The 24,580-nt window shown below is 72.3% G+C and carries 22 protein-coding genes, 1 other RNA gene and 1 pseudogene; 20 read left to right on the top strand and 4 right to left on the bottom strand.

Translation table 11 applies throughout. The features are described from left to right. Positions 1–403: 403 nt before the first annotated feature. Positions 404–1,888, bottom strand: a complete 1,485-nt coding sequence (locus ACR9ZK_RS07590; RefSeq protein WP_481341285.1) for a recombinase family protein — start codon at positions 1,886–1,888, stop codon at positions 404–406. Positions 1,889–1,908: 20 nt separating this feature from the next. Between ACR9ZK_RS07590 and ACR9ZK_RS07585 the strand changes: the two are divergent. The 15 genes and pseudogenes from ACR9ZK_RS07585 to ACR9ZK_RS07515 form a co-directional block, all read left to right on the top strand. Further along, positions 1,909–2,268, top strand: a pseudogene (locus tag ACR9ZK_RS07585) (CpaF family protein); the annotation flags it as partial. Beyond that, positions 2,265–3,137 (top strand): type II secretion system F family protein, encoded by an 873-nt coding sequence (locus ACR9ZK_RS07580; protein WP_481341284.1) that lies wholly within the window; start codon positions 2,265–2,267, stop codon positions 3,135–3,137. The pseudogene ACR9ZK_RS07585 and the gene ACR9ZK_RS07580, both read left to right, overlap by 4 nt. Next, positions 3,134–4,111 carry a type II secretion system F family protein gene (locus ACR9ZK_RS07575; RefSeq protein ID WP_481341283.1) on the top strand — a complete coding sequence of 326 codons (978 nt, stop codon included), beginning with the start codon at positions 3,134–3,136 and terminating at the stop codon, positions 4,109–4,111. The genes ACR9ZK_RS07580 and ACR9ZK_RS07575 overlap by 4 nt, the downstream gene beginning before the upstream one ends. Positions 4,112–4,172: 61 nt before the next feature. Beyond that, positions 4,173–4,388, top strand: coding sequence for a hypothetical protein (locus ACR9ZK_RS07570; RefSeq protein ID WP_481341282.1), 216 nt, complete (start codon positions 4,173–4,175; stop codon positions 4,386–4,388). Further along, the gene (locus tag ACR9ZK_RS07565) at positions 4,385–4,993 is read left to right on the top strand and encodes a TadE family protein (protein WP_481341281.1); all 609 of its coding nucleotides are present in this window, start codon (positions 4,385–4,387) and stop codon (positions 4,991–4,993) included. The genes ACR9ZK_RS07570 and ACR9ZK_RS07565 overlap by 4 nt, the downstream gene beginning before the upstream one ends. Then, positions 4,990–5,493, top strand: a complete 504-nt coding sequence (locus tag ACR9ZK_RS07560) for a pilus assembly protein (protein ID WP_481341280.1) — start codon at positions 4,990–4,992, stop codon at positions 5,491–5,493. The genes ACR9ZK_RS07565 and ACR9ZK_RS07560 overlap by 4 nt, the downstream gene beginning before the upstream one ends. Continuing rightward, positions 5,490–5,969 (top strand): pilus assembly protein TadG-related protein, encoded by a 480-nt coding sequence (locus ACR9ZK_RS07555; RefSeq protein ID WP_481341279.1) that lies wholly within the window; start codon positions 5,490–5,492, stop codon positions 5,967–5,969. The genes ACR9ZK_RS07560 and ACR9ZK_RS07555 overlap by 4 nt, the downstream gene beginning before the upstream one ends. 229 nt (positions 5,970–6,198) lie before the next feature. After that, a complete protein-coding gene (locus ACR9ZK_RS07550) occupies positions 6,199–6,657 on the top strand; it encodes a lamin tail domain-containing protein (protein ID WP_481341278.1) in 459 nt (152 codons plus the stop codon). 237 nt (positions 6,658–6,894) lie between these two features. Further along, a complete protein-coding gene (locus ACR9ZK_RS07545; RefSeq protein ID WP_481341277.1) occupies positions 6,895–7,449 on the top strand; it encodes a matrixin family metalloprotease in 555 nt (184 codons plus the stop codon). 253 nt (positions 7,450–7,702) lie between these two features. After that, the gene (gene prfB, locus ACR9ZK_RS07540; RefSeq protein ID WP_481341276.1) at positions 7,703–8,821 is read left to right on the top strand and encodes a peptide chain release factor 2; all 1,119 of its coding nucleotides are present in this window, start codon (positions 7,703–7,705) and stop codon (positions 8,819–8,821) included. Between the two features lie 114 nt (positions 8,822–8,935). Then, positions 8,936–9,946: a cell division ATP-binding protein FtsE gene (ftsE, locus tag ACR9ZK_RS07535; protein WP_481341275.1), complete on the top strand. Its 1,011-nt coding sequence runs from the start codon at positions 8,936–8,938 to the stop codon at positions 9,944–9,946. 12 nt (positions 9,947–9,958) lie between these two features. Then, positions 9,959–10,864, top strand: coding sequence for a permease-like cell division protein FtsX (gene ftsX, locus ACR9ZK_RS07530; protein ID WP_481341274.1), 906 nt, complete (start codon positions 9,959–9,961; stop codon positions 10,862–10,864). An 88-nt stretch (positions 10,865–10,952) separates the two neighbouring features. Next, positions 10,953–12,467, top strand: coding sequence for a peptidoglycan DD-metalloendopeptidase family protein (locus ACR9ZK_RS07525; protein WP_481341273.1), 1,515 nt, complete (start codon positions 10,953–10,955; stop codon positions 12,465–12,467). 131 nt (positions 12,468–12,598) lie between these two features. Further along, positions 12,599–13,072, top strand: a complete 474-nt coding sequence (gene smpB, locus ACR9ZK_RS07520; protein ID WP_481341272.1) for an SsrA-binding protein SmpB — start codon at positions 12,599–12,601, stop codon at positions 13,070–13,072. 85 nt (positions 13,073–13,157) lie between these two features. After that, entirely contained in the window at positions 13,158–15,194 is a 2,037-nt protein-coding gene (locus ACR9ZK_RS07515; RefSeq protein WP_481341271.1) for a DUF2207 domain-containing protein, read from the top strand. A gap of 134 nt (positions 15,195–15,328) precedes the next feature. Here the strand turns inward: ACR9ZK_RS07515 and ACR9ZK_RS07510 are convergent, their stop codons facing one another. Next, a complete protein-coding gene (locus tag ACR9ZK_RS07510) occupies positions 15,329–16,159 on the bottom strand; it encodes a hypothetical protein (RefSeq protein WP_481341270.1) in 831 nt (276 codons plus the stop codon). 308 nt (positions 16,160–16,467) lie between these two features. Between ACR9ZK_RS07510 and ligD the strand changes: the two genes are divergently transcribed. Next, positions 16,468–18,150, top strand: a complete 1,683-nt coding sequence (gene ligD / locus ACR9ZK_RS07505) for a non-homologous end-joining DNA ligase (protein WP_481341269.1) — start codon at positions 16,468–16,470, stop codon at positions 18,148–18,150. On the opposite strand, the gene ACR9ZK_RS07500 is transcribed toward ligD, so the two are convergent. After that, complete coding sequence (locus tag ACR9ZK_RS07500; protein ID WP_481341268.1) at positions 18,088–19,359, bottom strand: MFS transporter; 1,272 nt, start codon at positions 19,357–19,359, stop codon at positions 18,088–18,090. The genes ligD and ACR9ZK_RS07500 overlap by 63 nt on opposite strands. A 52-nt stretch (positions 19,360–19,411) precedes the next feature. Between ACR9ZK_RS07500 and ACR9ZK_RS07495 the strand changes: the two genes are divergently transcribed. Next, positions 19,412–20,248: a winged helix-turn-helix transcriptional regulator gene (locus tag ACR9ZK_RS07495; RefSeq protein ID WP_481341267.1), complete on the top strand. Its 837-nt coding sequence runs from the start codon at positions 19,412–19,414 to the stop codon at positions 20,246–20,248. Here the strand turns inward: ACR9ZK_RS07495 and ACR9ZK_RS07490 are convergent. Then, positions 20,223–20,552 carry a biotin/lipoyl-containing protein gene (locus tag ACR9ZK_RS07490; protein ID WP_481341266.1) on the bottom strand — a complete coding sequence of 110 codons (330 nt, stop codon included), beginning with the start codon at positions 20,550–20,552 and terminating at the stop codon, positions 20,223–20,225. The genes ACR9ZK_RS07495 and ACR9ZK_RS07490 overlap by 26 nt on opposite strands. A 168-nt stretch (positions 20,553–20,720) precedes the next feature. Here ACR9ZK_RS07490 and ssrA point away from each other — a divergent pair. The 3 genes from ssrA to ACR9ZK_RS07475 all read left to right on the top strand — a co-directional run. Continuing rightward, positions 20,721–21,087, top strand: a transfer-messenger RNA (tmRNA) gene (ssrA, locus tag ACR9ZK_RS07485). Positions 21,088–21,365: 278 nt separating this feature from the next. Continuing rightward, on the top strand, positions 21,366–23,624 hold the full coding sequence (locus tag ACR9ZK_RS07480; RefSeq protein WP_481341265.1) for a helix-turn-helix transcriptional regulator: 2,259 nt from the start codon (positions 21,366–21,368) through the stop codon (positions 23,622–23,624). 214 nt (positions 23,625–23,838) lie between these two features. After that, positions 23,839–24,580: alpha-amylase family glycosyl hydrolase (locus ACR9ZK_RS07475; protein WP_481341264.1), on the top strand; the 742-nt coding region annotated here is incomplete at its 3' end.

The raw sequence follows: 24,580 nt of genomic DNA, 5'->3' as shown, positions 1-24,580 counted from the left end.
CAGCGAGGCGGTCTGCCCGAGGCGGAAACGCACCTCGGCCCGTTGTGGTGCTAATGCTAGTTAGGTAGCCGCGAGATATCGAGGACGGCGCGGCCCTGAGTGTCCGGCTGTAGTTGAGCGCTGACCGCGGCGAGCTGATCTGCGGGGATGCGCGGGGCGCGCCCGCAGGTCGGGCACGGGGGTACGTGAACCGTCCCCGCGTGGCTGATGTGAACGTCGGCGCGCTCGGTGACCCTGCTGCCGGCCGGGGTCGTTCGGGTGACGCTCTCGTTGGCGTAGAACCCGCGACGCCGCGCCTCCTCCGGCAGTCGCGTGTTGCCGGGGTCGGCGGGGACGATGTGCACTAGGGATCGTCGCGGGTGCCGTCCGCGGTTGCTGCAGACGATCAGGACGTCTCGCTTGATCACGGCTGCCTCCAGACGATCTGTACCTGGTCCGGGTCGTAGGCATTGCCGCGCTTGATGCTCGGCAGCACCCTCACCTCCATGAGTTCGCGCACCACGGCCCGCTTCCGGTCCATCGGCAACGCCTCCCACACCTTGGCGGGGTCGCGCCCGGAGAACGGCGCCAAGGCCGTCCCACGGGCTGCTCGGGCCATCGCCGCCTCCACGTCGTCGAGTCGTTTGCGCAGCCCCGCGGTACTTCTCGCCAGTTGGGCACCTGTGATGCTGCCAGCCGCGAAGAGGTCGGCCACCTCGTCCATACTCGCGCGGATCGCCGTCGCCTCGACCTGCAGCGCCGTGCCGTCGGCGCCGCTTGGCGGGGTGAGGACGTCGGCGAAGTCGGGCCGCGCCAGCAGCCCGAGGACGACCCCGGTGACGTGCATGTCGAGGTCTTCGGCCGACCGGGCGACGTGCCCGGTGCCCGACGTCGGGCAGCGGTAGACGGTCCGGGTCGTGCCCTTGGCACGGTTCCGGGCGACCGTCGCAGACTTCAGGGGCGCATCGCACGTGCCGCACGTCGCGATACCTGCGAGGAGCCACCGGACCCGGTTGCTCGACGAGCGTCGTCGGGACGGGTCCGTCAGGACCGCACACACCGCTCGCCACGTGTCCTCGGTGACGATGGCGGGCCACGTCAGCTTGCCGACGACCTCGCCGTTGAGCACCGAGAGGCCGGCGTTTCGCGGTCGGGTAAGCACCTGGCGCAGGCTGGTGTAGTTCCACCGGCCTTCTTTCCTCTGTGGGCAGTCACGCCCCCGGCGCCGGTTGCCCTGCTCGTCCTTGCATTCCGCCTTCTCGACGCAGCCGTGCTTGTAGAACCCAGTGCCGACCGCGCGCCCGTTGAGCTCGGCCACGACGGAACCGAGGCTCGCTCCGGCGAGCACCGCGGCGCACGCCTCACGGACGACATCGGCTTCGCGCCGGTTTAGCGTGGCGCCGCCGTCCTCGCGCAGGTTCCAGCCGAATGGGGGAGCGCCGCCTAGCCACCTTCCTGCCTGCGCGGCTTGGAGTTGTGCCCGCCGGACCCGCTCACTCTTGTGCTCGGACTCCTGCCGGGACACGGCGCCGCGGATGCGCGCGGTCATGCGGCCGCTAGCGGTGGCGAGATCGAGTTCCCCGGCCTGCGCGAAGTGGGTCACCACCGCCCGGGGCTCGCACGCGTCGATGTAGTCCTCCAGCTCGCGCGGTGACCGGTGCAGACGGTCCTCGTGCCACGCGATGACGGCGTCGACCGAGCCGGTCCGGATGGCCTCGAGCATGGCCATGTAGTGAGGCCGGCCCTTGCCTGAGTAGGCGCTGACGTCGTTGTCGACGTAGACCTCTCCCACCGTCCAGCCGAGACGGGCGGCCATGGCCTCGCAGTCGGCGCGCTGACGCTCGACGCCCAGTCCGGCACCGGTGCGATCTTGGCTGATGCGGCAGTAGATGGCCGCTCTTTTGGTCATGTATTTATTGTGCATCTACAAATGCCGGTGTGCCGGGCATGTGCACCCTGCACGCCAACAGCGCCCGCGAGGCCGTCACGAAGATGTGCACCCTTCCGCTGCTCGCCGGTGAGAACGTGTCGAGCCGGTTCGTCGTGCCGACCGTGGCAGCGGCCGTCGACCTCGTCGTCCATGTCGCGCTCGAGCGTGACGGGCTGCGCCGGGTTCGCGAGATCGTGGCGGTGCCCGGTCGTGCCGAGGGTGACGTCGTCGAGATCGCCGACCTCTTCACGACGCGCGCCGGTCGGCTCGTCCGCGCCGACGGTTTCCCGCCGCACCACGAGGCCTTCGAGCGCGCGGGGTACGACGTCGCGGCACTGTTGGCCCGGGAGCCGGCATGAGCTCCCCGCTCGCCGTCGGGCTCCTCCTCGGCGCAGGGGTCTTCTTCGTCTACTGGTCGTTCTGGCCGCAGGTGCCGGCGCCCGAGTCCGGCCCACGCCGGTCCGGCTTCGTCGTCGAGCTGCGCGACCACCTCAACCAGGCCGGGTACGCCTCGGTCACGCCCACCAACCTCGTCGTCGGCTCGACCATCCTGTTCCTGCTGACCTTCGCCGTCGTCCTCGCCCTGACCCGTGTCGCGCCGATCGCCCTGTGCTTCTCCGTCATGGCCGGAACGGCGCCGATCTCGCTGGTGCGGATGCGCGCCCGCTCACGCCGCAACAAGCTGCGCGACCTCTGGCCCGATGTCGTCGACAACGTCACGTCCGGCGTGCGCGCCGGGCTCGCGCTGCCGGAGGCGCTCTCGCAGCTGTCGACGCGTGGGCCCGAGGAGCTCCGGCCGGCCTTCGCCGCGTTCGCCGAGGACTATCGCACCACCGGTCGGTTCCACGACTCGCTCGACCGGCTCAAGGAGCGTCTGAGCGACCCCGTCGCCGACCGCCTCGTCGAGTCGCTGCGCATCGCCCGAGAGGTCGGTGGCAGCGACCTCGGCAAGCTGCTCCGGACGCTCTCCTCCTTCCTCCGCGAGGACGCCCGCACCCGCGCCGAGCTCGAGACGCGCCAGAGCTGGACCGTCAACGCGGCCCGTCTCGCGGTCGCCGCGCCGTGGATCGTCCTCGCGATGCTCGCCCTGAACGGGCGCTCCCTCGTCGCCTACGCCTCTCCCGTCGGCTGGCTCGTCCTCGCCATCGGCGCGGCCGTCTGCGTCGTCGCCTACCGCGCGATGGTCTGGGTCGGACGGCTGCCGGAGGAAGAGCGGGTGCTCCGGTGAGCGGCACGAGCGGGGCCCTGACCCGCCTGCTCGGCACCGGCTGGTCGTGGCCCGGCGCCGTCGTCGGCGTGCTGCTCGTGGCGGGGCTCGCGCTCGTCGCCGCCGGTCTGCCGGCGAGCCGTCGCCCCGGTCTGGACGAACGGCTCGAGCCGTACCTGAGGGACGCCCCTCGCCCGTCGACGCTGCTCAGCCGTCCGGCCGCCCCACGGGGTCCCTTCGGCTTCGGCGACCTCCTCGCCCCGTACGTCGCGCGGCTCGGCCGACTCATCGGGTCGGTGCTCGGCGGGTCGCCCTCGGTCGTCCGGCGCCAGCTGCGGGCCGGCGTCGCCGCTGACCTCGACCGCTTCCGCGCCGAGCAGGTGCTCTGGGGCACCCTGGGTGGCCTCGCGGGGCTGCTCGTCACCGGGCTCGTCGCGGTCGCGCAGCGGCGGCTCCCCGTGGTCGCGCTCGTCGGCGTCTTCGTGTGCGGCACCCTCGGCGGCATCATCGCGCGCGACTGGATGCTGTCGCGCGCAGCGGCGCGCCGCGAGGCGCGGATGCTCACCGAGTTCCCCACCGTCGCCGAGCTGCTCGCGCTCGCCGTCAGCGCGGGGGAGGGGGCGGTGGGTGCGCTGGACCGCGTGTGCCGCCTGTCCCAGGGCGAGCTGTCCGACGAGCTGCGCCGCTGCCTGTCCGATGCCCGCGCGGGCGCCAACCTGCCGACCGCGCTGCGCGGTCTCGCCGACCGCACGGGTTTGATGAGCCTGACCCGGTTCGTCGACGGCATCGTCGTGGCCGTCGAGCGGGGCACTCCCCTCGCCGAGGTCCTGCGCGCCCAGGCGCAGGACGTCCGCGAGGCCGGACGCCGCACGCTCATGGAGCAGGGCGGGCGACGGGAGATCCTCATGATGGTCCCCGTCGTCTTCCTCATCCTGCCCGTCACAGTGCTCTTCGCCCTGTACCCGGGCCTGAGCTTCCTGCACTTCCGGATCTGACGCGCCTCAGGTCCGGATGCCCTCCACAGACCGTGAACCGACCAGACAGGGAGAAAGACAGATGAAGCAGCTGACGACAGCGTCCGCGCGTCTGCACGACGCAGCTCTCGCGGCACTCGCACGCCGACTCGGTGGGCCCCACGACCGGGGCGACGTCCCGGGTTGGGTCCTCATCACGATCATGACAGCCGGCCTCGTCACGGCGCTCTGGGCCATCGCCGGGCCACAGCTCGGCCAGCTGTTCAGCGAAGCCATCGGCGACGTCAAGGGACCGTGACCGCGGCCGTCGCGGCCCCGAGCCCGACGGGCAGCGTCCGCAGCGCCGAACCGTCCCTGGCCGCGGGCCCTCGAAGGGTCGCGGTCACGGCCCGACGTGCCGTCCGTCGGTTGCCGGCGGCGCGCGACCGCGGCTCGGCCATCGCCGAGTTCGCGATGGTCTCCGCGCTGCTGCTGTTCGTCGCCCTGGGTGTCTTCCAGATCGGCCTGGCGCTCTATGTCCGCAACACGCTCATCTCGGCGGCCTCCGAGGGCGCCCGCTACGCCGCCCGGGCCGACGCGGAACCGGCTGACGGCGTCGCACGGACGCGGGCCCTCATCACCTCCTCGCTCAGTGCCCGGTTCGCGCAGGACGTCGACGTCGACGAACGGACGACGCCGGACGGTGTCCGGGTCGTGGAGGTCACCGTCCGGGCGCCGCTCCCCGTCGTCGGGCCGCTCGGCCCGTCCGAGTCCCTGGCGGTGAGCGGCCGGGCCTTCAGCGAGGACCAGGTCTCTGCGGGCAGCGTGTCGCACGGAGCCGGTGGCACGCCGCAGGCCGGCTCGCCCAGTGAGCGCGAGGAGGCGGCCGCTCCCGGACCGCCGACGCGGGGGACCGGTCCGTGAGACCCCAGCAGCACGCCCGGATCGGCCGCAGGCGCAACGCCTTCAGCCTCCTCCGTGCGCAGCGGGCCCGCCTCCGCGCCGCAGGCGACGACGGCCGGGCCGTGGTCGAGTTCATCTTCCTCGGCATCCTGCTGCTGCTGCCGTTGCTGTACCTCGTGCTGACGATGGCTCGCCTCCAGGCGGCCTCGTTCTCGGTCTCCCTGGCCGGTCGGGAGGCCGGGCGGGCCTTCGTCACGGCCACCCGCGACGGCGACGGGTACGCCCGCGCGTCGGCGGCGGCACACCTCGCCTTCGAGGACTTCGGCTTCACCCAGGACGCCACGATCAGCCTGACGTGCGACGGCTCGCCCTGTCTGCGGGCCGAGGGCCTCGTCCGCGCGGAGGCGCGCATCGAGGTCGCACTGCCGCTGGTGCCCGACTTCATCGCCGACCACGTCCCCTCGTCGGTGTCCGTCTCCTCGACCCACGTCTCCTCGGTCGACCGGTTCGTGGCCCGATGAACCCCGTCCGGCACCTGCGACGGCTCGTGTCTGCCCGTGGCCGCGACCGCGGGCAGATCAGCGTGCTCATCCTCGGCCTGTTCGTCATCGTCGTGGTCCTCATCCTCGGCGCGGTCGACGTCACCGCCGCCCAGCTGGCCCGGATGCGGCTGCTCGACACCGCAGACGCCGCCGCGCTCGACGCCGCGGACGCCATCGACGAGCGGGCGGCCTACGCCGAGGGTGTGCCCGACCGGCTCGTCCTCAGCGACGCGTCCGTGGTCGCAGCGGCCGCGGCCCACCTCCGACGCACCCCGCTGCCGAGCGGCGTCACCGACTGGCGCCTGGTGCCCCGCACCGGCAGCCCCGACGGGTCGACCGCGGTCGTCACCCTGCAGGGTCGGGCCACGCTGCCGATGAGCGGGTGGGTGCTCGAGCGGCTGGGCGGCGGCGTGACCATCACCGTCACCTCCAGCGCCCGCGCTCGGCTGGGGTGACGCCGGCGACCTACCGCGAGGGGCTGGATTCGGGCACTTCGCCCAAAACGCCGCGGGGGCAAGCCCTCCCGACCTAGGTTTCTCGTGCGTCACCGCATCCGGGCCCTGGCTTCCTTCTCCTGGCAAGGGTCCGCCGGTCTCCGGGTCCGGCACCGGCTCCTGCCCGCCGGAGCGGCCGACGCATCTCGCGCGGCCACCGGTCGCGCGTCGACGAACGAGGAACGCAACCGTGAGCACTCGCACCACCGCCGTCGCCGCCGCGACGGGCATCGCCCTCGGCCTGCTCGGGCCGGTCACCGCTGCCACGCAGGCCCAGGCCCTGCCGGCCGTCATGGTCTACAAGGTCCAGTACGACTCCCCGGGGTCGGACACCGGCAGCAACACGAGCCTCAACGCGGAGTACGTCGTCCTGAAGAACACGACGCGCAGCAACCGCGTCATCACGGGCTGGACGCTGCGCGACAGGACCGGCTACACCTACCGGTTCCCGACCTTCACGCTCAAGGCCGGCGCGACGGTCACGATCCGCACCGGCCGCGGGACGGCGACGAGCACGAACCGTTACTACAACCGCTCCTGGTACGTCTGGAACAACACCGGTGACACCGCCTACCTGCGCAACGCGTCCGGCTCGCTCGTCGACACGTGCGCCTGGAGCTCGACCGGCGCCGACTACCGCTACTGCTGAGACCGTCTCGCATGGCCGACGGCCCGGCATCCAACCACGATGCCGGGCCGTCGGCGTGTCGCCACGCCGCAACCCGGGTGGCGGACTTTACGGAAACGGGGAGGAAAAGGGACATACGCCGCTAACGTGGGCGAAAGCCAACCGAGCGCACCATCGAAGGGACCCGAACCCCCGCGGGCCCTGAAACGTCCCCCGTCACCCTGCAGCCCCCGTGGCTGGTCCCCCAGGAGTTGGTCCATGAAGCGGATCCTCGTCGTCGCGCTCGCGACGATCGGTCTCACCCTCGCCACAGCCGCCACGTCGGTGGCGGCCAAGCCCGTCCCGTCCGGCGCCAAGACCAGCCCGAGTGGCTCGGCCGAGGCAGCGTACTGGGGCCACTGGACAACGCAGGCCGTCGTGTACGACGGCACCGGCGGCAACACGTACGTCAAGGTCGCCGAGGCGGTGTCCGAGTGGCGCAAGTCCGGATGGAACGTCGTCACGACGTCCGACCCGAGCAAGGCCAACATCACCGTGGTCTTCGAGATGCCGACGACCGGGCTCGACAGCGTCGGCGGCGCCTCCCTGTCGGTCAACGGCGGCGTCATCAGCGCCTGCTCGATCAAGCTCGACCCCATCCTGGCGTCCTGGACGCTCGGCGAGCACACGATGATCCACGAGCTCGGCCACTGCGGCGGTCTGCCGCACTCGACGAGCACGCGCAGCGTCATGTACCCGACGGTGAGCTCCACCACGATGATGACCGCGCCGAGCAGCTACGACATCCGCTGGATGTCCAAGGACGTGTACTGACAGGCCGTGACCGGAAGGACCCCCGCCACCATCGGCCGGGGCCGCGACACCCCACCCCTCGCGGTCCCGGTCCCGGCATCGCCCCGGCGCCCCGGTCGCTCGCGCAGCGACCGGGGCGCACTGGCGTCCGGGCGGGCGGTGCGGCACCACACTCACCGCGCGCCTCGGGGGAGTCCGACGGGAGTCCGACGGGAGTCCGACGGCGGCCCGACGACGCCCGAGCACCGCACGTGCTGCCGTAGGCTGTCCCATCGTGGCTGTTGACTTCACGCAAGAGATCAAGGACCTGCGCGCGACGATGGACTCCGTGCGCGGCGTCACCGACCTCGACGCGCTCGCCAGGACCATCGACGACCTCGAGCAGCAGGCCTCGGCCCCCGACCTGTGGGACGACCCCGACAAGGCGCAGCAGGTGACGAGTGCCCTGAGCCGCGCCAACTCCGAGCGCGACCGTGTCGTCGAGATGGACCGGCGCATCGAGGACCTCGAGACCCTCGTCGAGATGGGCCAGGAGGAGAACGACGCCGCCACCCTCGAGGAGGCCGAGCGCGAGCTCGCCACGCTGAAGAAGGACATCGGCGAGCTCGAGGTGCGCACCCTGCTGTCGGGCGAGTACGACGAGCGTGAGGCCGTCGTGACGATCCGCGCCGGTGCCGGCGGCGTCGACGCCGCGGACTTCGCCGAGATGCTCATGCGGATGTACCTGCGCTGGGCCGAGCGCCACGGCTACCCGACGAAGGTCATGGACACCTCCTACGCCGAGGAGGCGGGCCTCAAGTCGGCCACCTTCGAGGTCAACGTCCCCTACGCGTTCGGGCACCTGTCGGTCGAGGGCGGCACCCACCGCCTGGTGCGCATCAGCCCCTTCGACAACCAGGGCCGCCGCCAGACGAGCTTCGCCGCCGTCGAGGTCATCCCGCTCATCGAGAGCGACGACTCCATCGACATCCCCGAGAACGAGCTGAAGATCGACGTCTTCCGTTCGAGCGGCCCCGGCGGCCAGAGCGTCAACACGACCGACTCGGCCGTGCGCATGACGCACCTCCCGACCGGCATCGTCGTCTCGATGCAGAACGAGAAGAGCCAGATCCAGAACCGCGCCGCCGCCCTGCGCGTCCTCCAGTCCCGCCTGCTCCTGCAGCGCAAGGCGGAGGAGGCCGCGGTGAAGAAGGAGATGGCCGGGGACGTCAAGGCGAGCTGGGGCGACCAGATGCGCTCCTACGTCCTCAACCCGTACCAGATGGTCAAGGACCTGCGTACCGAGTTCGAGACCGGCAACCCGACCGCCGTCTTCGACGGCGACATCGACGGCTTCATCGAGGCAGGCATCCGCTGGCAGATCGCGCAGAAGAAGGCCGACGCGAAGGTCTGACGCATTGCGGCGGCCCTCCCGCCGCGTCCGCACGGCGCGCCACGCCCGGTGAGGGCGAGGTGCCCGGGTTTCGCCCCCTCGCGCCCGTAGCCTCGTAGCGGCCCGCCTGCCGTCGTGCCCGCGCCACCACCGGACGCCGGCAGCCGGGCCACCGCCCAGCCGCAGCCTGCAGGAGCCGAGGCCCGACCGATGATCCTCTTCGAGAACGTCACGAAGACCTACCCGCGGACCACGCGTCCCGCCCTCGACGCGGTCAGCCTCGAGGTCCAGCGCGGTGAGTTCGTCTTCGTCGTCGGCCAGTCCGGGTCGGGCAAGTCGACGATGATGCAGCTCGTCATGAAGGAACAGGACCCGACCGCGGGCCGCATCCTCGTGGCCGGCCGCGAGCTCGACCGGCTGCCCGACCGAAAGGTGCCTGCGCTGCGCCGTGAGATCGGCTGCGTCTTCCAGGACTTCCGCCTCCTGCCGAACAAGACCGTCTTCCAGAACGTCGCCTACGCCCTGCAGGTGCTCGGGAGCAGCCGGTCGCGGATCCGCCAGATCGTCCCCGAGACCCTCGACCTCGTCGGCCTGTCGGGCATGGAGAAGCGTCTGCCGCACCAGCTCTCCGGCGGCGAGCAGCAGCGCGTCGCCATCGCGCGCGCCTTCGTCAACCGACCGGCGATCCTGCTCGCCGACGAGCCCACCGGCAACCTCGACCCCGACACGAGCCTCGGCATCGTCCAGCTGCTCGACCGCATCAACCGCGTCGGCACGACCGTCGTCATGGCCACCCACGACACCGTCACCGTCGACGCGATGCGCAAGCGCGTCATCCGGCTCCGGGACGGCGTCCTCGTCAGCGACATCGAGGCGAGCGACTACACGACCGGCAGCCTGCCCCGGGTCCGGCTCGACGAGACGTCGCGCGCCGAGCAGGTCGCGGCGTCTGCCCCGGCCACGCCCGACGTCGCCGACGGCTGGGACGATGCCGACCCCGACGGCCCCGACGGCCCCGACGGCCCCGACGGCCTTGACGGCCCCGAAGCCAACACGCTCCCGCCCATCGGGCGAGACGCCGACGAGCCACGACCGCGTGGGGGCATCTTCAGGCGGCAGAAGGCCGTCCACACGAGCGAGCGCTGAGCGAGGACCACGATGAGGATCCAGTTCCTGCTCGGTGAGATCGCCAACGGCCTGCGACGCAACGTGTCGATGGCCCTGTCCGTGGTCATCGTCACGATGATCTCGATGTACCTGCTCGGGCTCGGCCTCATGGGTCAGCGTCAGGTCGACACGATGAAGGACTACTGGTACGACCGCGTCCAGGTGACCGTCCTGCTGTGCGCCGAGAAGACGCGGTACACCAACTGCGCCGGCGAGGCCACGACCGACGCCCAGCGTCAGGCCATCAAGGACGAGCTCGAGGCGCTCAAGCCGACGGTCAAGGAGGTCTTCTACGAGTCGCGCGACGAGGCCTTCCAGCGTTTCAAGGACACGTACAAGAACTCGCCGCTGGCCCGGGCGGGGGAGTCGTACTTCGCCGACTCCTACCGCGTCAACCTCAACGACCCCGACAAGTTCGACGTCGTCGCCAGCTCGATCAAGGGCATGCCCGGCGTCGCCGACGTCCAGGACCAGAAGAAGCTCCTCGAGAAGTTCTTCACCTTCATGAACACGGTCTCGTGGGCCGCGATCGCGTTGTCCTCGCTCATGGTCCTCGCGGCCGTCATGCTCATCTCGACGACGATCCGCCAGACCGCCTTCAGCCGGCGCCGCGAGACCGGCATCATGCGGCTCGTCGGTGCCTCGAACTTCACGATCCGCTTCCCGTTCGTCATGGAGACCGTCCTGTCGAGCGTCCTCGGGGCGGTCCTGGCCATGGCGATGCTGTGGGCCACCGTCCGTTACGGCGTCGTCGGCTTCCTCTCGACGACCCTGACGGACACCGCGTTCATCGGGGTGGCCGACGTGTTCTACGTGGCCCCGTTCATCGTCGTGGGCGTCATCGGCCTGGCGACGGTCACGTCCTGGGTCACGCTGCGCCGCTACCTGCGGGTCTGACCAGCGAAGCGCGCACGTCGGCGTCGGGGCGGCGCAATTTGTCCCGAACCTTCCCCATCCGCGGAGGCGTGTGGTACCAATGAAACCTATGTGGCTCAGGAGGCGTTCGGAGAGGGTCCCTGTCGCGACCAAGCTGACGGCCGCGGGACTCGTCGTCGCCTGCACCGTCTCGCTGGCCAGCGCCCTCGTGGCCCGCGCCGACTCCGTCAGCGACCAGAAGAGGCGCAACGACCAGCGCATCGCCTCCCTCGGCCAGCAGCTCGAGGGGACGAACACGAAGCTCGCCGGGGCCTACGTCAACCTCCAGCGCACCAACGCGGCGCTGCCCGTGGCCCAGCAGCGCGTGGCGTCGGCACTCGCGGCACAGGCCAGGGCGGTCAGCGCGCAGCAGGCCGCCGAGGCCACCGAGCAGCGCGCCATCGCCGCCGAGGCCGCGGCCCGCGCCCACAACGACGAGGTCGCCCAGAAACTGGCCGTGGCCAAGGCCAACGAGGCGCGCGCCACCGAGCGGCTCGCCAAGAGCTCGACCCAGCTCACGACGAGCCAGGATGCCCTCGACGCGTACGCCGCCGAGGTCTTCCAGGGCTCGGACCAGCAGTCCCAGCTCGGCCTCGTGTTCGGGGCCACCTCGCCGCAGGACTTCGCCGACAAGCTCGTCATGGCCGACACGGCCTCGACCGTCGCGAGCGACACCATCGACGCCCTCGCCGCGATGACCGTCGACAACACCTCGACGCAGGCCTACCTCACCTCCGTCCGCGGCGAGATCACCGAGCTCAAGCACCAGGCCGAGATCGCGCTGCGCAACGCCGAGTCCGCGTCGGCCGCCGCGACGCAGGCCCGCAACCAGGCCGTCGTGGCGAAGAACAACGCCGTGACCGCCGCGCAGAACGCGGCGGCGGCCAAGGCGTCCCTCGACTCCCTCAAGCAGCGGCAGGTGGCCTACGCCGCGGACCTCAAGGAGCAGCAGGCCAACGAGGCGGCCGACCTCGCGGCTGCTCGGGCGGAGTCCGCCCGCCTGCAGGCGATCCTCGTCGAGCGGGCCCGCCAGGCCAAGATCCGCGAGCAGCAGCGCCTGGCGCGACTGCGGGCGGAGCGCGCGGCGAAGATCCGGGCCGAGCGGGCCAAGGCGGCCGCCGCCAAGAAGCGCGGCCACCACTACACGCCGCACATCCCGCCCCCCGTGAGCACGGGTGACTCGACGCCGTCCAACTACCTGTCCTACCCGGCCAACGGCCCCACGACGTCCGGCTTCGGGATGCGCTGGCACCCCGTGCTGCACAAGTGGATGCTCCACGACGGCCTCGACTGGGGCATCCCCTGCGGCACGCCCGTCTACGCGGCCGCGCCGGGCGAGATCATCCGGGCCGGCTGGCGCGCGAGCGGCTGGGGCAACCAGGTGGTCATCGACCACGGCATCCACCGCGGGGTCGACCTCGTGACGACGTACAACCACCTGACGAGCATCGTCCGGTTCGGCGGCTCGGTGAAACGCGGCCAGCTCATCGCCTACTCGGGCACGACCGGCTACTCGACCGGGTGCCACCTGCACTTCGGTGTCTACGAGGACGGCACCCCGGTCAACCCCCGCATCTGGCTCTGACCCACCTCGTCCCGAGGTGCATCGGGCGGCGCGTCGCAAACCCGCTCGGTGGTGACCGGCCGGCCGGGGTAGCGTTGGTCCGCCGTCGCGTCCTGCGGCGCACCCCGGTCGACGAGTGGAAGGACGGTCCGGTGCCCAAGGAGAAGGGGCGGTCGCTCATCGCGAGCAACCGCAAGGCGCGCCACGACTACCTCATCGAGGACACGTTCGAGGCCGGCATCGTGCTCTCCGGCACCGAGGTCAAGGCACTGCGGATGGGCCGGGCCTCGCTCGTCGACGGTTTCGCGATGTTCACCGGCGACGAGCTCTACCTCGAGAACGTGCACATCCCCGAGTACCTCAACGGCACGTGGAACAACCACGCGCCACGCCGCAAGCGCAAGCTGCTCCTGCACCGCTCCGAGCTGGAGAAGATCGCCCACAAGACCCGCGAGAGCGGGCGCACCATCGTGCCGCTGTCCCTCTACTTCAAGGACGGCCGCGCCAAGGTCGAGATCGCCCTCGCCACCGGCAAGAAGGCCTACGACAAGCGTCACGCGCTGCGCGAGCGGCAGGACCGGCGCGAGGCCGAGCGTGCGATGAGCGCCGCCAACCGCCGTCGCTGACCCGGGCGCCCCGCCGCCGGGAACCACTGCCGCGTCCGCCGCGTCGGGTGACAGGATGCACTCAGGCCCGACCGGTGGAGGAGCGATGCAGGGATCGACGAACGAGCATGCCGCAGGGTGCCGACCGGCCCTGACGCGCGGCACCCTCCTCGCGCTCCTCGGGCTCCTCGGTGCCGCCGTCCTGCTCGTCCTCGGCCCGGCGACGGCGGCCCACGCCGTCGGCGACGAGGGCATGACCTCGTTCGCGGCGGACTACGACCTGCAGGCCGACGGCACCATGAAGGTCACCGAGACCATCCAGTGGCGGTTCCCGAGCGGCGAGCAGAAGCACGGCATCTTCCGCGACGTCGTCGTGCGGATGGGCTGGAACGACGACCCGGGCCGCTACCGCTACTACGACCTCACCGACGTCGCCGTCTCGAGCCCGACCGGTGCGCCGGACGCCTTCCGCGTCAGCGACAACGGCGCGGCCAAGGAGATCCGCATCGGCAGCGCGGACGCGTACACGAGCGGCACGCAGGTCTACGTCGTTCGCTACACGCTGCACGACGTGCTCAACCCGATCCGTGCGGACGGCTCGCCCGCGACCGACGGCCAGGGCGCCAGCACCGTCGAGCTGTACTACAACGTCTTCGGAGCGAACGAGACCACCCCGCGCGACGCCGTGCGGATCACGGTCACCGCGCCGGCGGCCGCCACCAAGGTCGGCTGCTTCAAGGGGGAGACGCGCTCGGACGCGGCGTGCCAGAGCCTGCCGGGTGACCCCGCGACGTTCTCGGCCTCCGGGCTCGGGCCGGGTGATGCCATGACGGTCCTCGCGTCGTATCCCGCCACGGCCTTCGGACGCGTCCTTCCCGACGTGCGGCAGGGCGACGCCGCCTCGTCCATCGGCTCCGACGCGGCCCCGGCCGCCAACGCGGCCGCGTGGGTCGGGGGAATCGCTGCGCCCGTCATCGCGCTCGCGGTCATGGGCACCCTGGTGTGGACGCGGGGCCGGGACGAGCGCTACGCGGACATGACACCAGGCCTGACACCGGGCCTGACACCGGGCCTGACACCGACGCCCACCATGGCGGCGAGCCCGACCTCCGGGACGGGCGCGACCGGCGACGGCACGACCGTGGCCGCTACGACGCGCCGGGCGGCGGACACCGTCGCCGTCCAGTTCCAACCGCCGGCCGGGGTCCAGCCGGGCATGGTCGGCGTCGTCATCGACGAGACCGCCAACCCGATCGACGTCTCCGCCACCGTCATCGACCTCGCGGTGCGGGGCTTCCTGCGCATCGAGGAGACCGAGGGCGGCGGCATGTTCGGCCGCACCGACTGGACGCTCACGCGTCTTCCGGCGCCCACTGCCGAGCGCCTCCTGCCCTACGAGCGGATGGTCCTCGACGGCATCTTCGGCAGTCGCGGCGACGTCGTTCGCCTGTCCGAGCTGAAGAACACCTTCGCCGACACCCTGCGGTCGATCCAGGCCGAGATGTACCGCGAGGTCGTGCGCCGCAGCTGGTTCCGGTCCTCGCCGCAGGCCCAGCGCGGGCTCTGGCAGGGACTCGGCATCGTGCTGGCCGTCATCGGTGGTCTCCTCCTCTTCTACGGCCGGGCTGCCATCGGCGCCCTGCTCGGCACCGGGTTCAGCGGCGGGTTCGCCCTCGGGGCCGGGCTCGTCGTCGCCGGCGGCATCACGTGGTTCCTCGGCGGCAAGATGGCCGCCAAGACGGCCGAGGGGTCGGCCGTCAACGCCCAGGCGCTCGGCTTCAAGGAGTACCTCGTCACGGCCGAGGCGGGCCAGATCGCCTTCGAGGAGGCGAGCAACATCTTCAGCCGGTACCTGCCCTACGCCGTCGTGTTCGGCGTCGCCGACCGGTGGGCGCGCACCTTCGCCGACGTCGCCCGGGCGGCTGAGGCCGCGAACCAGCCGGTGCTCATGCCCACCTGGTACGTCTGGAGCGGCAGCACGTTCCCCGACTTCACCGGCATCGCCGACGGCGTCGACTCGTTCTCGACGACCTCGACCGGCACCTTCACCTCGACCCCCGGCTCGTCCGGGTCGTCGGGGTTCAGCGGTGGCGGCGGGTTCAGTGGTGGTGGCGGCGGTGGCTCCTCGTCCGGCTCGTGGTGAGGCCGAGCCCTCGATGCCCTCTATGCCCTCGGCCCTCGATGCCCTCGGCCCTCGATGCCCTCGAGCGGCGCTGAGGCAGGCCAACGAGGGCCGGCGGTCTCCCGCCGGCCCCCGCCGTCCTGCGCGTGCCGTCCTCAGCAGGTGACGCTGAGCGTGAACCGGATGTTCGTCGGGCTGCCCGCCAGGTTGTAGGTGTAGACGGCCACCGTGCTGCCGGACGGGACCGCGCTGGAGATGAACCCGCCCGAGCCGTCGGGGTCGGCGTGGGCCGAGCACGCGCTGACGTCGCGCGCGACCGTCGCGACGTAGACGCCGGTGGCGGTGCGCGAGGAGCCCGTCACCAGGGGCGTGCCCGAGGTGAGCGAGCCGTCGAGCTCGACGTGGGCCTGGATCTGCGGCGTGAAGTACCCGTTGACGTCGATGGCCAGGTGCGCCGGGCCGAGGACGTTCTTGACCGTGACCTTGCCGCCCGTGCCGATCTGCAGGTTGGCCCCGGTCGTGACGTTGACGCCCTTGGCGTAGTAGAGGCTGCCCTGCCCGACGGGCGTGCCGGTCGGGTAGGCGATGAAGGCCCCGTTCGCGTCCGCGGCCGTGGAGGTGATGCGGGCGCTGACGGCGGTCGCATAGCTCGGGATGCCACAACCTCCGGAGGTGCCGCCCTGCGCCGGGAACCCCGTCGTCCCGGTGATCTGGAAGTCCCGGGTCGCACCGTTGGGGATCTTGCCACCGGCGGTCGCCGTGGCCACGGCACGGCAGTTCTTCAGCGGTACGTAGACCGCCATGGGGTTCGGCTGGGTCGTGGTCGCGAAGGCGGAGCGCGCCGTGACCCCGGTGGCCGCCGTGTCGGCCGGCGACGGCGAGGGGGACGGCGTCGAGCCGGTGACGGCGTTGGCGACGCCGTAGCCACCGCTGGCGGTGGCCAGGGTGAGGGCGGCGGCGACGGCGAGCTTGGCGGTGGTACGCATGGGAGGTCTCCATCCTTGGGTGGGCGCCCGGCAGCGCGCCGACACGCGGTCGCGTCCGGGCAGGGAGCGCGGGCGCCGGGTCGGTCGCGCAGACCCCTGTGGCGGCTCCTGACGGTCAGCCCCCGAGACGCGACGCTCGCGCCACTCAGTGCTGCACCCCCCTCGCCGTGATACATGGCGCGTCTCGCCCCAGTCGACGCTCGCCGTGCCGGCGGCCCGGGCGGGACTGACGGAGGGGCGCCGGCGGCCCGGGCGGCACGGGGGCACGGGCCCCGCGGCACCGGGGCGCGATCGGGTACGGGCAGGGCATGGCGGCCAGCAGCGACGCGTCGAAGGAGGGTGGGCGACGTCGCGACGCGCTCGCGCCGTACCGCCGCAAGCGCGACTTCACGCGCACGCCGGAGCCCGCGGGCGACCCGGGCCCCGAGGTGGCCGGCGCTGCCCCCGGCGCGAGCGGCGAGGCAGGCGACGATCGCGACGGGGGGCGCCGCCGACGGTTCGTCGTCCAGCGGCACCGTGCACGTCGACTCCACTACGACCTGCGGTTCGAGATCGACGGGGTGCTCGTCAGCTGGGCCGTGCCGAAGGGCCCGACCCTCGACCCCGACGTGCGCCGGCTCGCGGTCCACGTGGAGGACCACCCGCTGGAGTACGAGGTCTTCGAGGGCGTCATCCCCGCCGGGGAGTACGGCGGGGGCGACGTCATCGTGTGGGACCGGGGAACCTGGGAGCCGGTCGGCACCGACGATCCCGCCCGTGCCGTGAGCGACGGGGACTTCCACGCCGAGCTGTACGGGGAGCGCCTGCGCGGCCGGTTCGCCCTCGTGCGCAGCGGGTCCGACCGGGACCGCGACCAGTGGCTGCTGCTGCACAAGCACGACCGGTCCGCCGTTCCCGGCTGGGACGCGGAGGACCACCCGACGTCGGTCCTCACGGGGCGGACCAACGAGCAGGTGCGGGCCGACCCGGAGCGGCTCTGGCGCTCCGATCTGCCGGCCGGTGAGGCGTCCGTCGAGCTCGGCCCGTTCGGGGGAGCGGCGGCCGGGCCGACGGACGAGGAGCTGGACGCCCTCGAGGGCCTCGGTCGCGAAGGGCACTGGACGGTCTTCGGCCGGCGGCTGCGCGTCACCAACCTGGACAAGGAGCTCTTCCCGCCACGCGCGGGCGAGCCCGCCGTCACCAAGCGCGAGCTGCTCGCCTACACCGCGCGCATCGCCCCGGTCGTGCTTCCGTACCTGCGCGGCCGTGCCCTCAACCTGCACCGGTACCCGGACGGTGCGGCGGCACCGGGCTTCTGGCACAAGGCGGTTCCGGACAAGGCGCCGGCCTGGCTGCCGCGTTGGGACAACCCCGCAGCGGAGGGCGACGAGACGCGGACCTACCTCGTCGTCGACGAGCCGGCCGCGCTCGTGTGGGCGGCCGGGTTCGGAGGTCTCGAGTGGCACCCGTGGACCTCGCGGACCGACGCACCGGACCGGCCCACGTACGCCCTGTTCGACATCGACCCGGGCCAGCACACCTCCTGGGAGCAGGTCGTCGAGCTGGCGCGGCTGCACCGCACCGCCTTCGAGCACCTCGGGGTCCGGGCCTACCCGAAGGTGACCGGCCGTCGCGGCATCCAGGTGTGGGTGCCGATCGCCCGCGGGCCCGACTTCGCCCAGACGCGTCACTGGGTCGAGACGGTGTCGCGCACGGTCGGCCGGGTGGCGCCCGACGTCGTGAGCTGGTCGTGGCACAAGCGCGAGCGCGGCGGCCTGGCCCGGCTCGACTACACCCAGAACGCCGTCAACAAGACCCTCGTCGCCCCCTACAGCCCGCGCGCCGGCACCGGGGCCCCGGTCTCGGCCCCCATCGCGTGGGACGAGCTCGACGACCCGGACCTGCGACCCGACGCGTTCACGATCCGCACGCTGCCGGCCCGGCTCGAGTCACGGGGCGACCTCTTCCGCGGCGCCCTCCTCGCGGACCAGGCCCTGCCGACGCTGCGCTGAGGCCGCCGCGTCGCCCGGGCGCCGCAGCCTGCCGGAGGCCGCGGCCAGCACGGCGCCCGCCCCGGCGACGACGGCGCAGGCGGGCCACAGCAGGCTCGGTCGCGCGGCGTACAGGGCGCCCCCGAGGGGAGCCGACAGCATCGAGCCGCTCGTCGCCGCAGCGGTGTAGAGGCCCTGGTAGCCACCGACGAGGTGGTCGGGGGCGGCGTCCAGGACGTGCGCGGTGGCCGTGGTCTTGTAGAGGATCTCACCCGCGGTGAGCACGACCATGCCAGTGACGGCGGCCGCGGCGACGCCGACGGTCTGCCAGCCGACGATCGCGAAGCCGGCGGCGACGAGGGCGTACCCGGTGGCGATGATCGGCACCGCGGGCCGATGCCGCAGCCACAGTGCCACCGGAACCTCGAGGAGGAGGATGAGGCCGGAACCGAGCGCCACGAGCGCGGTGTAGAGGCCGAGCGGCTGTCCCGAGTCACGCAGGTGCAGGGGCAGCGTCGAGTACAGCTGACGGTAGACGAGGTCGACGAGCACGGCGCCACAGAGCAGCACGACGAGTGCCCGGTCGGCACGCAGGGCGCACCACAGTCCCGTGGGCGCGTCGGGAGCGGCGGTCACGGGGGGCTCGTCGGGCAGGAGGCGTGAGGTCACGTGGCGCAGCACCAGGGTCAGGATCCCGTCGACGACGAAGAGGGCGTCGAAGCCCGACGCCGCGACGAGGGCGCCCAGGGGCGGGCCGACGACGAACCCCGCGTTCGAGGCGGCGCGGCTCACGGCGACGGCTGGGCGCCGGGAGCCCACCGGCACCGCGAGGGCGGCCAGCGCCCCCTGGCTCACCGCGGCGACGGCTCCGAGGTAGCCGGCCACCGGCATCGTCGCCGCGAGCAGCCACACCGGCTGCCAGGGGATCGTCGCGGTGAGCACGCCGGTGACGCTGGCCGCCCAGAGCAGCGCGCGACGGTGCCCGTACCGGTCGCCGAAGCGGCCGCCGGTGAGGTTGCCGAGGAGCATCCCGACGCCGTTGCTGCCCGCGACGACGCCCGCGGCCACCACGCCGATGCCGCGCGGACCGGTGAGGTAGAGGACGAGGAAGAGCATGAGGAAGCTGCTCGCCGAGCCGACGAACCGGCCGGCGGCGAGGACCCAGACGACGCGGGGCAGCGACCGAAGCGGTGAGGACGCGGAGGAGGGCGCGGACGGCGACGCGGGCACCGTCTCATCAGACCACAGTGAGTATCTTTTGGGAACTGACTAGACTGGGCGAGTGACTCGGCGCCGGACCCGACCCGACGACCCGTGCGGCATCGCGCAGGCCGTCGGCGTCATGGGCGACCCGTGGACGCTCCTCGTGCTCCGCGACGTCGCCGGCGGTCGCACCCGGTTCGACCAGCTCGTCGACGAGACCGGCATCTCGCGCAAGGTCCTGGCCCAGCGGCTCGAGGCGCTCGTCGACGACGGCCTCCTGCAGCGCCGTCGCTACACCGACCATCCGCCGCGGCACGACTACGTCCTGACGGCGCGCGGCCGGGGCGCCCTCCCGGTTCTTGCAGCGCTCCAGGACTTCGGCGACACGTGGCTGCTCGGCGACGGGCGCCCGAGCGCCCTCGCCGCCGAGGACTCCACCGAGGCGACGCGCGTCGCCGACCTCGTCGGCCGCCCGGTGCCGGCGCTCGCCGGCCTCGATCCCGTCACCGACGCCCCGCTCACCGTCGTGTACTGCTACCCGGGCACCGGCTTCCCCGGCGCCGACGAGGTGCCCGGCGGCGTCGGCTGCACCCTCGAGTCCTGCACCTACCGCGACCGGCTCGCCGAGTTCGCGGCCGCCGGTGCCGCGGTCGTCGGCGTCTCGACCCAGCGGGCCGGTGAGCAGGCGGACTTCGCGGCCGCGAACCGCATCGCCTTCCCGCTGCTGTCCGACGCCGACCTCGAGCTGACGACGGCGCTGCGCCTGCCCACCTTCCGGGCGGGTGGCACGACGCGGCTGCGGCGACTGACGTTCGTCGTCGACCACGAGCGGGTCGTGCGCGGCACGATCTTCCCGGTGCCCGACGTCACCGGGTCGGTCGAGGAGGCCCTCAGGCTGGTGCGCTCGCTGCACTGAGCACGACGAGCACGTCACCGCCCGCGACGTGCGCGTGGCGGCCGACCGCGAGGCGCGCGACCGTGCCCGCCACCGGGCTGGTCACCGCGGCCTCCATCTTGGTCGCCTCGATCGTGGCGACGACGCCGCCGGCCTCGACGCGGTCACCGGGGCGCACCGCCGGCACGACGATCCCCCCGAAGGGCGCCCTGACGAGACCGACGGCGGGTTCGTCCGAGGTGTCGACCGAGCCGGCCGCAGCCGGCAGCCACCGCGGTGCGTCCGCCGGGCCGCTGCCCACGGGCGACCGGACCTCGTGCGGCATCGGATCCACCTTCCTGGCTCGTGCGAGGGTGCGTGTCGTGGCCGCAGCCTAGAGGGTGGGGGCCCGGTCCGGGAATGCGATGGCCGTGCGCGACGTTCCTCAGGCATACTGTGGTCTCCCGCGACAGCGGGCGTTGACAAGTGAACAGCGTGATGCGGTCGCCCCCATGGGGGTGATCGGTTTCGACGGTGGTCGACACACCAGGGGAAGCGGGCCGAGGATGCAAGGTCATCTCGTCAACGCTCCTTGCAAACCAATAGGTGCCAATTCCAAGCGCACCGACTTCGCCCTCGCCGCCTGAGCGAGCCTCGAAGTCCGTCAGCCTGAGGTAGTTCCCGACTCAGAGCCTGGCGTCAGCTAGGGAACTTGCTGCGCAGTCATGTCGGGGGGCTGCGCGGGACTCCTTCTCGACTGGGCCTGTCAGGGGACGTGTGCGTGCGAGCCCTGGGGCCGAGAAAGTCCACAGCGCACTGCGCCCGGAGAAGCCCTGGTCTCTCGTCATCGGACGCGGGTTCAATTCCCGCCACCTCCACCCTTCGTGGTGGCCGCATCACGCTGTCCTCGTCAGCAGGAGGGCGCCCCGTTCGCCGGGGCGCCCTCCGTCGTGTCCGGCCACCGGTGGGGCCGGCCACCGGTGCGGGATCCCCGAGTGGCCCTGCCAGCGGGTGCCGCCGACCTAGACTGAGGTTCAGGCCCGCTCCGGGCCTCCGTGCGGCGAAGGGTTCGGACGGCATGCCACGGGTGAAGCCAGCCACCAGAGTGCCTGGTCTGCTCCCCTCGGAGATGACCAGCTTCGTTGGTCGACGACGGGAGATGGCCGAGACCCGACGCATGCTCTCCACCAGCCGCCTGCTCACCCTGACCGGCGTGGGCGGGGTGGGCAAGACGCGGCTGGCGGTGCGGATGGCCTCGGAGCTGCGCCGGACCTTCCCCCACGGGGTGTGGTTCGTCGAGCTGGCCCCCCTGCGCGACCCGCAGCTGCTTCCCCACACCGTGGCGAACACGCTGGACCTGCGCCAAGTGTCCGCGGACCCCGCCGCCGACCTCGCGGAGTACCTCGAGGACAAGCGCCTGCTTGTCGTCCTCGACAACTGCGAGCACCTCACCGAGGCGTGCGCGGTGCTCACCAGCAAGCTGCTGGCCGCGGCGCCCGGCCTGCACGTCCTCGCCACGAGCCGGCACGTCCTCGGGGTCGAGGGCGAGCAGATCCTGCCCGTGCCGCCGCTGTCGGCGCCCGAGGACCGCCGTGAGGACCCTGGTGACCCCCGGCGCTACGAGGCCGTCGCGCTGTTCCTCGACCGCGCCACCGCGGTCGCGCCCGACTTCAGGCTGGTGGACGCCAACCGGGCCGCGGTCCTCGAGCTGTGCCGGCGCCTCGACGGCATCCCCCTGGCGATCGAGCTGGCCGCCGTCTGGCTGCGGACCCTCTCGCCGGCACAGATCCTCGACCGGCTCGAGGACCGGTTCGCGCTCCTCAGCTCGGGACGGAGCACGGCACCGCCGCGCCAGCGAGCCCTCGACACCGCCATCGGATGGAGCTTCGACCTCTGCTCACCCGCCGAGCAGGTGCTCTGGGGCCGGCTCTCGGTGTTCGTCGGCGGCTTCGACCTCGACGCCGCCGAGGACGTGTGCTCGGGAGACGGTCTGGCCCGCGAGGAGATCCTGGGCCTCGTCGCGGGTCTGGTCAACAAGTCGATCATCACGCGTCAGGACGCAACGAGCCACGAGTCGGCCCGCTTCCAGATGCTCGAGACCGTCCGCCAGTACGGTACGGCCCGCCTCGTCGACGCGGGCGAGCTGCAGGAGATGCGCCGCCGGCACCGCGACCACTACCGCTTGCTCGCCCAGGACTACGGGCGTGACAACTTCAGCCCGCGCCAGGCGGACTGGTTCCTCCGGCTCAGGCGGGAGAACGGCAACATCCGGGCCGCCATCGAGACCTGTCTCGAGAGCCCCGACGAGGCGGCCCTGGCGCTCGACATCGCGGCACCGATGTGGAACTTCTGGTTCGCCGGGTTCCTGCGCGAGGGGCACCGCTACCTCGTCCGGGCTCTCGAGCGGGCTCCCGCCCCGGACCTCCGACGCGCCTATGGGCTGTGGGCCGCGGCCTACCTGTCAATGTTCGCGGGCGAGTTCGACCGGACCCACGAGATGCTCGCCGAGTGCTCGACGCTGGCCGAGCAGTTCGACGACGAGCTGCTGCGGGCCCGGATCGACGAGTGCCGCGGTCACGCGGCCATGTACCAGGGGGACCTCGTCGGCGCCTGCGGCTTCCTCGAGCGGGGTCTGAGTCAGTTCCGCGCGGTCGGTGACCCGCTCGGCGAGTTCGACACCCTCGTCCTCCTGTCGGCCGCCACCTTCTTCCTCGAGGACCCGCGCGTCGAGGCCTTCAGCGAGCAGGCCCTCGCCATCGCGGAGCGACACGATGCGCTGTCCTCCAAGGCCTACGGTCTCTGGTGCGTCGGGATCGTCCGGTGGCGCCAGGGCCGGCTCGAGGACGCCCGTCGCGTGCTGCGGGAGTCCATCAGGCTGTTCGAGCCGATGCACGACCTGACGGGGATGAGCTTCGGGGTGCAGGCCCTTTCCTGGTGCGCCGCCCTGGAGTCGCCCGACGACAAGGCAGCCCTGCTGCTCGGGGCGTCGCAGGCGGTGTGGCGGGCCAGCGGCGCCAAGGTCGACGAGACGACGGCCTACGGCATGTTCGACCAACGGTCCGAGGACGCGGTTCGCCAGGCCCTGGGTGACGCCCGCTTCGAGCGGCTCTTCGCCGAGGGGGCCGGCTACTCCCTCGAGCGGGCCCTGGCGCTGGCGTTGCGTGACGGTGAGGAGGCCGACGAGACCGCGGCGGCGTCGACGGGTCCGGCGGCGAGCGGGATCGAGGCGGGGCTGACCCGCCGGGAGCGGGAGATCGCCGGCCTCATCGCCGAGGGCCTCAGCAACAGGCAGATCGCGGCACGTCTCGTCATCTCCAGCCGCACGGCCGAGTCGCACGTCGCGAGCATCCTCAGCAAGCTCGGGCTCACGTCCCGCGGCCAGGTCGCCGGCCGGATGGCCCAGGGCGACCTGCGCTGACCGCCGCCACGGGCGGGGTGTGGCGCCGCGGCCCGTCCCGGAGGGCGCGGCCCCGGGCCGGTGGTCCGCAGTGGTCCGCGTCGGGAATGTCCGGACTGCGACCACCCACGGGCCCGATCTCCGTACCCATCTCCGTAGTTCTCGGGATGCCCGTCTGCTCGCTCCGGGCGATTCTGAGGGTGTTGGTTAACGCTCACATTCCTCCGAGGCGGCCATGCTCCCCACGTCGACCAGTGCCAGGTACGCGCCTGACGCGCCCGCGCGTCGGGCGCCGCACCCCGAGACATCGGCAGCTGCAGTGGACGGTACATCGAAGGGCAACCACGGCTGGTGGCGGGGAGCCGTCATCTACCAGATCTACGTCCGCAGCTTCCAGGACTCCGACGGCGACGGCATCGGCGACCTCGACGGGGTGCACCAGAGGCTGCCCTACCTGCGCCGCCTCGGCGTCGACGCCATGTGGCTCAACCCGTTCTACCCCTCGCCTCAGCACGACCACGGGTACGACGTCGCCGACTACCTCGCCATCCACCCGGAGTACGGCACGCTGGACAGCTTCGACCGCCTCGTCCGGGACGCCCACCGGCTCGACCTCAAGGTGCTCATCGACGTCGTGCCGAACCACTGCTCGGTCCAGCACCCGTGGTTCACCGCCGCCGTGGCCGCCGGCCGTGGCAGCGTGGAGCGGTCGCGCTTCCACTTCGCGGACGGCCGGGGCAGGAACGGGGAGCTGCCGCCGAACAACTGGCGCTCGATCTTCGGAGGGCCGGCCTGGCAGCGGGTCACCGAGCCCGACGGCACGCCGGGACAGTGGTACCTGCACACCTTCGCCCCCGAGCAGGCCGACTTCAACTGGCGCCACCCCGACGTCCCGGCGCACTTCGAGGAGGTGCTGCGGTTCTGGTTCGAGCGGGGCGTCGACGGACTGCGCATCGACGTGGCCCACGGCCTGCACA

It is taken from the genome of Monashia sp. HAY1-5C (assembly GCF_056755255.1).
The sequence above is the reverse complement of the archived record's forward strand: the minus strand, read 5'-3'. Positions and strand labels throughout refer to the sequence as shown.